Below are 12,010 nucleotides of genomic sequence, written 5' to 3'. Positions count from 1 at the left end.
TGAACGCGCAAGAACAGCCCCTGACCGTTCCGAACCGCTCCCGGACAGAGCTGCAGCAGGCGCTCTGTCACTGCCCCGCACTGAAGGAGGAAAACCCATGCCTTATGAATACCGGCTCGACGTCGAATCGCTCGTGGCCATCGACATGCACGTCCACATCGAAGTGGATGACCACGGCCATAACGCACTGCCGTCAACACTGGTGAAAGCAGCCAGCAAATACTTCAAGACCAGTGGTCCCCGGCCCGCTCTGAACGAAATTGCCGACATGTACCGGGAACGCAAAATGGCGGCCGTCGTCTTCACCGTGGATGCTTCCAGTCATCTCGGCCATCCACCAAACAGCAGCGAGGAAATAGCCCGCGGCGCAGCCGAAAACAATGACGTCCTGATCCCATTCGGGTCCGTGGATCCGAACCACGGACCCGAGGCCATCAACCGCGCCGTCCGGCTAGCGGAGGACTACGGCGTGCGTGGATTCAAGTTCCACCCAAGCGTCCAGAACTTTGACCCTAGCAATACCGAGTTCTACCCCCTATACGAAGCCCTTCAAACGCTCAAATTGCCGGTCATTTTTCACACAGGCCAAACAGGCATCGGATCCGGACTCCCCGGTGGGTTCGGCATCAAACTAGGGCTATCAAACCCCATCCTGCTCGATTCCGTGGCCGCCGACTTCCCCGACCTCCAAATCATCATGGCCCACCCCTCCGTCCCCTGGCAGGAAGAAGCTCTGGCTGTAGCGACTCACAAACAGAATGTTTGGATAGATCTCTCGGGCTGGTCGCCGAAGTACTTTCCGGCAAGTCTGGTACGGCAGGCAAATTCACTCCTGCAGGACAAGGTGCTGTTCGGCTCAGATTTTCCTCTGATCACACCAGACCGGTGGATGAAAGACTTTGCGCTGCTCGATCTGCACGACGAAGTCAGGCACAAAATACTCAAAGCCAACGCAGTTCGCCTGCTCGGACTCTAGCCAAAAAAGACTATCGGCCCAACCCAGCCTAATCAGCGAGTTGTTGTGTGAGCACTTCGAATTCCTCCACACCAAGGATCTGCATATGTTGCTCGGCGCTCGTCTCCGCACGGATTTTGTCCGCCTGCTGCTTACTCCCCGCCAGGGCTTCTTCATCACCCCACAGAGTGATCGAAAGTGACTTGTTGTCCTTTCCAAGCAAGTAATAGATTCCCAAGCATCCCGGAAGTCCAAGCACCCGCTTAACCGTCTCGTCTGAAGGTGCGCCGGAGCTGCCCGGACCGGGCCGGTAGGTGCTGACTCGAGCAAACATAATCATCCTCCGATAGTGGCGTGAGAGAGCCCTTCTTGCCACTACCCTGCGAAAGGGGCCCGCGCTGGCTGGTCCCCGGGAGGTCCAGTGGCATGGCCTCTCCCACAAGTAAGCGCCCAGTCGCTCGAAGGTGCAAGGTAAGAGGTTACGCAGCGCACGAGCCCTCGCCAGCTTGACGCAATAAACCCATAGGCGCTTCGTTCCCGCGTTTCCCGGGTTTTTGAACTGGCAGGGGCGGGTATTCATGAGGCGGGAGTAAGCCTCGTGAAAAGGAGTCAGACCTTCGGAAAAGCCTTAGAGCCACCGATAGGCCGTCAGGATCAGTCAGATTCCCGGGTCCCAAGTGCCTCCATATCCGCGGGGGTCCAGAATCGTGCAATCAGTGATGGGTGCCGCCGTGGGCGTCGCAGCGGCGCCGTCACCCGCGTTGTGTCCTCCGGGGTCAATTCCAGGTCGGCGTAGCCGCCTTAGCGGCGCCACGGGTCCATCCAAAGCCGTACCATTGAATGGAACTTCAACCGACGACGCGAAGGATTCAGCCGTGGCAAATTCTGCATCAGGTGATTCCGTGGTGGACCGCGTGGTTCGGGTGATTGCGGCCTTTCCTGAGGGCGTGACGTCGCTACCGTTGTCCGACCTCGCTGCAAGGTCAGGCCTTCCGTTGTCTTCGGCCCACCGGCTGGTCCGGCAACTTTCCGAGCACGGCCTGTTGGAACTTGGCGTCGGTGGGAATGTGCGGCTCGGGCTGCGGCTATGGGAACTTGTCAACAGGAATTCGCCCACGTTGGCACTGCGCCAGGCGGCGATGCCCTTCATGGAGGATATCCAGCAGGTCCTGAATCAGAACGTGAATCTGGCCGTGCTGGATGGCTGGGAAGCGCTCTTTGTGGAGCGGCTTTCGCGGCGTGGATCCGTCGCTAACCGGGCACGGATTGCAGGGCGAATGCCCGTACATATTTCCTCTGCCGGACTGGCGTTAATGTCGCACCAGAGCCGTGAGGTGCAGGCGGAGTACCTCGAGCAATTCGCGGACCCGGCCGGTAGGTTGACTACCGACGGCGTCCGCCATTTGCTGGCCGAAGCCGCCCAGCAGGGCTACGCGCAGCTCGCTGGCGTCGTCGACCCGGATACCTGGGGCATTGCCGTTCCGGTCTTGGACGGCAAGCGGCGGACGGTGGCGGCGCTCGGCGTCGTAGTTCCGCTGGCGGAAATGCGTTTCCAGGCCCTGGTTCCGGCGCTGCAGACAGCGGCGCGGGGGATAGGCCGCCAACTCGGCGATTAATCTTACTTCCGTTCAACAGAAGATAGGTAACGCCAATCATGCAGCGCACGCCACACTGATTCCAGACTCATCCCGGTCCGAAACGCCGGGATCCGTAACGAAGCGAGGAATACCATGGCACGCACAACCATCACCACCCAGGTGGCCATCATGGGCGCAGGCCCTGCCGGCCTCATGCTCTCCCACCTGCTGGCCAAGCAGGGCATCGAATCGGTCGTGGTGGAAATCCGCACCCGCAAGGAAATCCAGGAAACCGTCCGGGCAGGCATCCTGGAGCACGGGACCGTGAACATGCTGGTGGACTCCGGCGTTTCGGACCGTGTGCTGCGCGAAGGCGACCGCCACGACGGCATCGAGCTGCGTTTCAACGGCGAAAGCCACCGCATCGACTTCAAGGACCTCGTGGGCGAGTCCGTCTGGCTCTACCCCCAGACCGACGTGTTCGCAGACCTCGCCGCACGGCGGGAGGCCGACGGTGGCGACGTCCGCTACAGCGTCACGGACACCACCGTTCACGACCTCGAAGGCAAGCCGAAGGTCTGGTTCACCGACGCTGACGGCATGGAGTTCGAGATCCAGGCCGACTTCCTCGTGGGCGCCGACGGTTCCCGCAGCCACTGCCGCCGCCAGGTGCCGGAGGCCGCGCGGACCCAGTATTTCCACGAGTACCCGTTCGCCTGGTTCGGTATCCTCACCGAGGCCCCGCGCAGCGCGGATGAGTTGATTTACGCCAACTCCGAGCACGGCTTCGCCCTGATCAGCCAGCGCACCGAGACCGTCCAGCGGATGTACTTCCAGTGCGACCCCAAGGAAAACGTGGCTGACTGGGATGACGAGCGGATCTGGTCCGAATTCCGCAAGCGCGTCAACGGCAACGGCTTCGAGCTCAAGGAAGGCCCGGTCCTGGAAAAGATGGTCCTGCCCTTCCGCAGCTTCGTCCACACGCCCATGCGCCACGGCAACCTCTTCCTGGCCGGCGACGCCGCCCACACCGTCCCGCCCACCGGCGCCAAGGGCCTCAACCTCGCCATTCACGACGTCAAGATTCTCTTCGAAGGCCTCGACTCCTTCTACTCCAACGGTTCCACCGCGCTGCTCGACTCCTACAGCGACCGCGCTCTGGACCGGGTATGGAAGGCCCAGCACTTTTCCTACTGGATGACGTCCATGCTGCACACCGTCCCCGGCGCCGACGACTTCGATCGCGCCCGCCAACTCGGCGAGCTGCACTCCGTGGTCTCCTCACGGCACGGCAAGGCCTACCTGGCGGAGTCATACACAGGCTGGCCTGCAGTCGGATAGACGTGCGCCTGATGTGGAGGAACAGGAGAGCGATGACTCCCGAGCGTGCTTTCAAGATGGGCTTGGATGTCCTCAGGTGAGGATCCGGCTGGGTAAGCCATAGGGGAAGGTGACGCCCGCGAGCTCGGCGAGCTCGCGGGCCCGACGCATCACAGAGGCCATTGAAAATCTGCGTGTTTATCGGCCGAGCCCATGGCCGCAAGATAAATCCCGCAAGAGCAAACCGCGGCTACACGCCGCTCTCGCCGCAGTGTGAGTCCGGCGGGGCAAGCATTTGCACGCGCCAGCCATCCAGATGGCCGCGAACGTCCGTTCGACGGCCCAGAACAGGCCGACGCCCGGATCCCTGAGCATCGTGGAAGGAATCCCGGAACACCACCATTCATGCAACCCCCAATGCGTGGAAACATGCAGTAATGCAGGAAGGCTCTAATTTCAGTCGCTGCGGGCCAGATCCACGTGACGCGCCGAAATCGCAAATAATTTAGTTAGCGCTTCTGACCTGCGGAAACGTCAGGTTCTTCGCGAAACGGGAGTTCTCGCATCCACTGCTACTCCCGTACTTTGAACGCCGATAATGGACCATATGTAGCCCTGTTGGTTCAAGGCTGCAGTCATTTTCCAATGGGGAGCGCTCGTGAGGGCAAAGTTTGTGCAGCCAACGGCTAGATAGTCACTGACCCCAAACGGGTAAGTTCCATTCCGCGCAGTTCACGACCCGCCCGGCTTTTCCGTCGGCACACGGCCGGCCTGAAGCTTAGGCGATGGGCCGCAATTAATTCTGTTCCGGAATGACGCAAACGTAGACCGGCTTGGCTAGTCGGTTTCCGGTCCTGAGCAGTAGTGGCATTCCTCAGAACACAGGTCGGTCATGACGCGGCCAGCTGTAGTTCGTAGCCATCCTGGATGTGAAACAGTCGGCGGCCACCAACAGGGTCGTGGACCCAAATGATGTCACCGTCCGCTGTCCGGGCGTCCACTAAGCCGACATACTCTGTGCACGCGCTGCTGCCCAGCTGCACTTTGTCTCCAACCTGGACATCGTCCCAGCCGGAACCTACGCGATTCATCTTTGAAGACAATTCTCTCCTCGGTGTTGTTGGCAGCTGATTTCAATGGCCTGCTCTAAACGACAGGCGGGACCCCCGCTGGGAGGAATGACGAGTGAAGCTGGCCAGGGTTGTTCAAGCGTCCGGCCCAAAGGGTCCCAGACAGGATCGACGGGTATATGCCTTCTGCTGTCGCATGCTCCAGCATTTGGTCGTAGACAGCATGATAGGAGGGTGTCCAGGCTTGAGCCCGCAGGGCTACGAGCCGTTTGAAGCGCGCCACGCTAAGAGTGGTGAGTCGGCTTCCCGTAAGCGTGAAAGATTCAAAGACCGAGTGATCCTGTGGAATTTCTCGCCGGACACCAGCTCGTCCTCTCATAAATTGTCCCGTAGGCGGCATTATCCGTCAGGCTGACTATGAAGACGTCACGGGTGATGCGGTTAACCAGCATCCCCTTCTTAAGCTCCCGGGCCCTGGGCTGAAGCCTGTATACGGCTGACTCAATCATGCTTTCCATTTCGGTTCTGGCACGGATTGTAACCACGACAGAGTCGATGGTTTTAGTAGCAGGCGTCATGGTGTGTTCCCTCTTTTTCTGATCGACGGCCGATGAAGATCTCAAATGAATCGAAATTTACAGGCAGCCGACTACTCGTGATTGTGTCTCTGATCCAGAACAATCCCAAAGCAGGGATGGCTTCATCCACCGGCCCCCGGTGGTGAACTTTATGACCTTGTCGTACCTCGACGAGATCGCCTACGGAAAGGTGACTGAAGTCGTATGACCGAAACCTGTGTGAGTGTAGGGCCAGTGTCGGGTCCATGGAGGCCGGCCATGCGTGGCTCATGTCGTGGGCCTAGCTGCTTCCACTTCTGCGCGGTCCACGGCTGCCCTTGTTCCCTGCGTCAGGAAATCGGGCCTTGGTGCTGGCCCTTGTAAAGGTGAGTAACGGGTCGGCCCGTCCTTCTGGGCAAGGTAAATGGAGCGTTTTTTCATCTTCTTAATCCAGATAGTTGTTCAACAGCGGGGAAACGTAGTCGTTCAATTGCGGGAGTGCCCAGTGGGCCACGTAGTCCGTGGCCTACTGGCTCCTCTGTGGCGGGATTCCGTAGTTAGGTGCCAGTGCGGATCAGTTTCCGGTTGACGAATTCGTCCATGCCGTACTTCCCCAGTTCGCGCCCTACGCCCGAGCGCTTGATGCCGCCGAACGGCAGCTCAGCGGCGGTGCCGGGGGCTTCGTTGATGTAGACCATGCCCGTCTCCAGGCGGTCTGCGATTTCCTGGGCCTTGGCCGCGTCAGTGGACTGGATGACGGCCCCGAGACCGTAGACGGAGTTGTTGGCGAGCTCCACAGCCTCATCTTCGGAGGAAACGCGGTACAGGACAGCAACGGGGCCGAAGAGCTCCTCGGAGAAGGCGCGCATGTCCGCGGTGACGCCGGCAAGGATTGTCGGCTGGAACCAGGCGCCGGCCTGTTCCAGCCGGCTGCCGCCGGCGAGTACGGTGGCACCCTTGGCGACGGCGTCGTCCACCTGTGCTGCGAGGCTGTCGCGGGCAGCGGTGGAGGAGAGCGGCCCCATGAACGTGTCGGCCTCTGTGGGGTCGCCCACCTTCACGGAGGAGACGGCACTGACGAACTTCTCGACGAATTCGTCATAGACGGCGTCAGCGACGATGATGCGCTTGGCTGCGTTGCAGGCCTGGCCGGTGTTGCCGAAGCGGCCGAACAGGGCGTGCGTTGCTGCCTGGTCAACGTTGGCCGAATCGAGCACCAGGAACGGGTCTGAGCCGCCGAGTTCCAGTACGACCTTCTTGAGGTTGCGGCCGGCGATTTCGGCGACGGCGGATCCGGCCCGCTCCGAGCCAGTCAGGGAAATACCCTGCACTCGGGGGTCGGCGATGATGTCGGCGACCTGTTCATTGGTCGCGAAGATGTTGACGTAGGCGCCTTCGGGAGCGCCCGCGTCCAGGAAGATCTGTTCCATGGCCAGGGCAGACTCGGGGCACTGGGGTGCGTGCTTGAGCAGGATGGTGTTGCCGTTCATCAGGTTGGGCGCGGCGAAGCGCGCCACCTGGTAATACGGGAAGTTCCACGGCATGATGCCCAGGAGCACACCCAGACCGTCTTTGCGGACAATTGCTTTGCCGCCGGCCACAACGTCAATCTGCTCGTCTTCAAGGAAGGCGGGGCCGTTGTCGGCGTAGTAACGGTAGATGGACGCGACGATGTCCACTTCTATCTGGGCCTGGAAGACGGGCTTGCCCATTTCCCGGGTGACGATCGCGGCGAGTTCATCGCGGCGCTCGGTGTAGAGCTCGGCGACGCGTCCCAGGAGCTTCACGCGGTCGGGCAGCGCCGACTTGTTCCACCGTTTGAAGGCGGCGTCGGCGGTGGCTACTGAGGTTTGGATTTCTGCGTCGGTGGCGGTGGGGTAGTCCCTAACGGATTCGCCGGTGGCCGGGTTCGTGACGGCATACAAACTCATGTTGTTCTCCTTCTGGCCGGATCGCTTAGGGGAGGGCGATCTGCGGGTCGGTGATGACGTGGATGATTGCTGGAATGCGCTGGTCCTGCACGGCCTTCAGTGCGCGTTCGACGGCGAACGCTGCGTCGTCGTCGCTGGTGACGGTTTCGCCGTGGCCGCCGAAAGCGCGGGCGAAGCTTGCGAAGTCGGGGTTCTTCAGCTGGGTGCCGCTGACTCGGCCCGGGAAGTGGTGTTCCTGGTGGTCGCGGATGGTGCCGTACTGGCCGTTGTCCATGACGATGATGAGCATGGCGGCCCCGTGCTGGACGGCGGTGGCGAACTCCTGGCCGTTCATCAGGAATTCTCCGTCTCCGGCGATGGCGACTGCCAGGCGTTCCGGGCTCTCCAGGGATGCCGCAACCGCTGCCGGGACACTGTAGCCCATGGATCCGTTGCGCATGCTCAGCTGGGACGGGAAGACGTTCGTGGGCAGGTACCGCTGCGCCCAGGCGCAATGGTTTCCGGCGCCGAAGCTGTAGACGGCGTCCTGCGGCAGGCGCCGGACCAGTTCAGAGATGACAGTGCTCATGTGGCCGGTTCCTTCACGGGTGGCCGGAAGGGCAGTCAAGTCCGGCAGTGCGCTGAAGGCGGCCTGTGCCGCGCGTCCGGCGGCACGCCAGGCGTCCCACTCTGCGGCCCTGCCCAGCTGGATGTCCTTGACGGCATCTGCGAAGGCGACCGGAGAGGCGAGGATGTGCGCGGTGACAGCACCGGAGCGTCCGCGCAGGGAAGTGTCGATGTTGACGAGGATATTGGTGGCATCCTGCGACTGGCGCAGGGTGTATCCGTCGGTGGGAACGTCCGTGGGTAGGGCGCCGATGGCCAGCAGGAGGTCGGCTTCGGCGAAGATCCGTGCTGTGTCCTGCGTGCGGCCGTAGCCCAGGGCTCCGACGAAGACCTCGGAGTTGAAGGGGATGCGGTCTGACGCGCGCCAGTCCTGGACCACCGGGATACCGTTTGCTTCGGCAAAGGTGGTTACGGCGGCCGCGGCTTCGGGGGTCCAGCGCTGGCCGCCCACGAAGATGGCAGGTTTTTTGGCGGCGGTAAGCGCCGTGGTGACCAGTTCCAGCTCCTTGGGGGAGACTGCGCCTTCGGCAACGGTGATCACCGGGTGCAGTTCGCCCGCGAACGGGTGCGTGATGACGTCTTCCGGAAGGCCGATGATGACCGGGCCGGGGCGGCCGGATTTGGCGGCGAAGAATGCTTCGGCCACAACTTCGGAGGCCCGGGAGGCTTCATCCAGCACTAAGACGCGTTTGGCCTGCGTGCCGAACCAGGCGTTGGGGTCAAACTCCTGGAAGGATTCGCGCTGGCGGTCGGCGACCGGGATCAGGCCGACGAACAGGACCATGGGGGTGGCGTCCTGCCAGGCTGCGTGGATGGCCACGTAAGCGTTCGCTGCGCCGGGCCCGCGGGTTACCATGGCCACGCCGGGTTCACCGGTGAACTTGCCGTGGGCTTCGGCCATGTAGGCGGCGCCGCCTTCCTGACGGCAGACGATGGTCTCGATGTCTGCTCCGTGGAGCCCGTCCAGTACGGCAAGGTAGCTTTCGCCCGGGACAGCGAAGACGCGGTTGACGCCGTGCAGTGCCAAGGATTCCACGATTGCCTGGCCGGCGTGCATTTTCTTATCCAAGGTGGTGCTCCTAAATATTGGGTCGCCGCCAAGGGAAACTAAGGGCGGGCTCGGCCGGCAAGGATCGTTCGAATGACGGATTCCTCAAGTATCGGCAGGCACGTTCATGCTGTCTAATACATATAAGGTCAGAAGTTCATATCAATTGGGCATGTCATCGCTCAGAGGCTGCCGGGGGTCGGCTAGGTGCCGGCGCCTTACAAGCTGCCGTGCGCCAGCTCGCCACCGACCACCGTTGCGGTCACCCTGATATCTCCGATGGCTTCTGCGGGAACGTCGTAAAGGTCCGCGGACAGTGACACGAAGTCTGCCAGCATGCCATGCGTTAGTGTGCCTTTGTAGTGGTCCTCGCGGGCGGCATACGCGCTGCCTACCGTGTAGGCCCGGACGGCCTGGGCGACACTGATGCGTTCTTCGGGAACGAATTCCGCTCCGGAGGACGTCCGCCGGTTCACCAGGTCGTGGATGTTCAGTAGGGGGTCTGCGGAGACGACGGGGGCATCGGTGCTGGCCGGGATCTCAATCCCCGCGTCGAGCAGGGCCTTGACCCGGTAGGAGAGCCGTGTCCGTTCGGGCCCGAGCGCCCGGGCGGCGCCGTCGCCGAGTTCGTTGATGAAACGGCCTTGGGGGACGGGAATGAGGCCCAATGAAGCCAGCCGCCGGATCTGCTCATCGCTCGCAACGTTGACATGCTCGATCCGGTGCCTGGTGTCGGAGCGCGGGTGGAGCCGCTGGGCTTCCTCGAAGATGTCCATCACCACGTCCAGAGCGGCGTCACCTATCGCGTGTGCGGCCACCTGCCAGCCAGCCCGGTGCGCTCCAACGATCTGCCGCCGCAGTTCCTCGGCCGGGAACTGGAGGAGCCCACGGTTTGCGTTCCCCTCCATGGCGTCGGCATGGTAGTTGCAGCACATGAAGGCGCTCCGGCCGATCAGGGAGCCGTCGGACAGGATCTTCGTCGGGCCAAGGCGCAGCCATTCGTCACCGAACCCCGTCCGCATCCCCAGGTCAAGGCCCAAACCGGGAACCGCGCCTTCGCCCTCGCCGAAATTGTCGCCGAGGCCATGGAGGGTGGTCAGGTATGGCATGACGGTGGCGCGCACGCCCAGCAGGCCAGCCTCGCGCGCGGCCTGGTAGCCGGCAATGTCGGACAGTGTGTGGCCGATGTGCTGCGGGGCGCCCAGGCCGGGCTCGGTAATGCTGGTGACACCGAGCTTTAGCAATGCGGCGCTGCCCGCACCAACCATGGCGGCGACGTCCTGCACAGAGGGCACGGGAATAGCATCCATGACCAGCGCCCTCGCCGTCTCCTGCAGCAGCCCGGAGGCCCTGCCATGAGCATCCGCCGGCGCCGACCCTCCCTCGGGGGCCTTGACGTTAAGACGGCCGGGGTAGCCGGCCCGTTCAAAGGCGGCCGTGTTGGCCACGCCCATGTGCCGTGAATTATGCATCAGCCACACGGGGTGTCCGTGGCTGACGGCGTCCAGCTGCTCCGCCGTGGGGTGCCGGTTGCCGAGGTGGTTCTGGTCGTAGCCGGCGCCTTGGACCCAGGTCCCCGCCGGTGCTGTTGCGCACGCACGCTCGACCGTGGCCAGAAGTTCGCCCATGGTGGCGCAGACTGCCGGACGGAGATCCGCCTGGATCAAGGCCTGGCCGACGTAACTCAAATGGCAATGCGCGTCGTTGAACCCTGGGACGATGGTGGCACCTGCCAAATCGTGAACTTCCCGGAACATGGCAGCCGGGAGTTCATCATCGAGGCTGACGATGCGTCCGCCGTTGACTCCCACACTGTGGGCCCGCGGACGCCCGGCGTCCTGGGTGCGGAACAAGCCGTTTGTGTAGAGGGCGTCGAAGAGCATGCACTTCTCCAGATTCTATGGATGACGTCAGTGGCGTAGCCTCCAGTATCAGAACCCTGCTTCATGCTGTCTAATGTTAAAAAGGTCTATTATCAATGCCTGTTCAGCATAGAGCAAGAGTGGGACTACTCTTCGACCAGCGCACCTTGGTTGTTGAGGAAGTCCCGCAGCCGGACGGCAACGGCCCGGATGGTCTCCTCGGCAAAGTGCCCCGGTATCCAGGCCGTATGAAGAGGCAGCCGGAGGACCCGCCCGGGCTGTCCGTTGCTGGCCGCCAGGATGCGGATGGGATGTGTGCCGTACGCGGGCAGGTCAGTCGTGACGCCTATTCCGTGCCCCGCTGCCGCCAGGGCCATGATGGTCCGCCCGTCATCGCACTCCGAAACCCGACGGAACCCCACATGGCTCTGGTTAAGGGCGTCATCGAGGATGTAACGGCTCACGCTCTGGTGCGAGGGCAGGATGGCATGGTGGTCACAGAGGGCAGCCAATGGAAGCTCCGATACCCCGGCGCGTGCCCATTCGTGGTCGGCTGCGACGTATGCGGTCAGTGGGATGCTGCCCAGCGGCATCGTGGTGAGTCCCGGTTCCGGCGCTGCCGGAGATACGGCGAAGTCACTGCCGTGAAGGAGCGCCTCGCTGATGGCGAAGTGGCTTGTTTCCCGCGTGATGATCAGCGGATCTTGCGGACCCGTGGTGGCGATAAAGGGCGCCAGGAACCCGCGCACGGAAGCGGCGGTGGCCGCAGCGACGAGAGTGGCAACCCGCCCTGCCCGTAGGGCGTCCGCTGCATCCTCCAGGCTTTGGGTTTCCAGCATGAGGCGACGGGCGGCCGGGACAAAGGCGCGTCCTGCCGGCGTCAGTGCCAGTTTGTTGCCCTGCGCCTCGAATAAGCGCAGCTTCAATTCATGCTCCAGGGTCTTAATCTGCCGGCTTAAGGCGGGCTGGGCAATGTGGATTTGCTCGGCCGCAGCCGTGACGGTGCCGGCATCAACGACAGCCAGGAAGTATTGCAAGCGACGAAGGTTCATACCTGAATCATGCCTTCTCGGCATACTTGAAC

Annotated in this window: 9 protein-coding genes; 3 read left to right on the top strand and 6 right to left on the bottom strand. The window is 62.4% G+C overall.

What is annotated here, in order from left to right; genetic code table 11:
- Window positions 1–97: 97 nt before the first annotated feature.
- Window positions 98–976: an amidohydrolase family protein gene (locus tag NG696_RS14630; protein WP_252568778.1), complete on the top strand. Its 879-nt coding sequence runs from the start codon at window positions 98–100 to the stop codon at window positions 974–976.
- A 28-nt stretch (window positions 977–1,004) separates the two neighbouring features.
- Here the strand turns inward: NG696_RS14630 and NG696_RS14625 are convergent, their stop codons facing one another.
- Window positions 1,005–1,295: a S24/S26 family peptidase gene (locus NG696_RS14625; RefSeq protein WP_252568777.1), complete on the bottom strand. Its 291-nt coding sequence runs from the start codon at window positions 1,293–1,295 to the stop codon at window positions 1,005–1,007.
- Window positions 1,296–1,830: 535 nt separating this feature from the next.
- Between NG696_RS14625 and NG696_RS14620 the strand changes: the two genes are divergently transcribed.
- Both NG696_RS14620 and NG696_RS14615 read left to right on the top strand, forming a co-directional pair.
- On the top strand, window positions 1,831–2,571 hold the full coding sequence (locus NG696_RS14620) for an IclR family transcriptional regulator (RefSeq protein WP_252568776.1): 741 nt from the start codon (window positions 1,831–1,833) through the stop codon (window positions 2,569–2,571).
- A gap of 114 nt (window positions 2,572–2,685) precedes the next feature.
- Window positions 2,686–3,873: a 4-hydroxybenzoate 3-monooxygenase gene (locus NG696_RS14615; RefSeq protein WP_252568775.1), complete on the top strand. Its 1,188-nt coding sequence runs from the start codon at window positions 2,686–2,688 to the stop codon at window positions 3,871–3,873.
- A gap of 1,372 nt (window positions 3,874–5,245) precedes the next feature.
- Here the strand turns inward: NG696_RS14615 and NG696_RS14610 are convergent.
- The 5 genes from NG696_RS14610 to NG696_RS14590 form a co-directional block, all read right to left on the bottom strand.
- Window positions 5,246–5,500: a hypothetical protein gene (locus NG696_RS14610; protein WP_252575993.1), complete on the bottom strand. Its 255-nt coding sequence runs from the start codon at window positions 5,498–5,500 to the stop codon at window positions 5,246–5,248.
- Window positions 5,501–6,036: 536 nt separating this feature from the next.
- Window positions 6,037–7,410, bottom strand: coding sequence for an NAD-dependent succinate-semialdehyde dehydrogenase (locus NG696_RS14605; protein WP_252575991.1), 1,374 nt, complete (start codon window positions 7,408–7,410; stop codon window positions 6,037–6,039).
- Window positions 7,411–7,435: 25 nt separating this feature from the next.
- Window positions 7,436–9,073: a thiamine pyrophosphate-dependent enzyme gene (locus NG696_RS14600; RefSeq protein ID WP_252576119.1), complete on the bottom strand. Its 1,638-nt coding sequence runs from the start codon at window positions 9,071–9,073 to the stop codon at window positions 7,436–7,438.
- 209 nt (window positions 9,074–9,282) lie between these two features.
- Complete coding sequence (locus tag NG696_RS14595) at window positions 9,283–10,947, bottom strand: amidohydrolase (protein WP_252575990.1); 1,665 nt, start codon at window positions 10,945–10,947, stop codon at window positions 9,283–9,285.
- Between the two features lie 125 nt (window positions 10,948–11,072).
- Window positions 11,073–11,978, bottom strand: a complete 906-nt coding sequence (locus NG696_RS14590) for a LysR family transcriptional regulator (protein WP_252575988.1) — start codon at window positions 11,976–11,978, stop codon at window positions 11,073–11,075.
- Window positions 11,979–12,010: the final 32 nt, after the last annotated feature.

Source organism: Pseudarthrobacter cellobiosi, assembly GCF_023913755.1.
Classification (GTDB): Bacteria; Actinomycetota; Actinomycetes; order Actinomycetales; family Micrococcaceae; genus Arthrobacter; species Arthrobacter cellobiosi.
The sequence above is the reverse complement of the archived record's forward strand: the minus strand, read 5'-3'. Positions and strand labels throughout refer to the sequence as shown.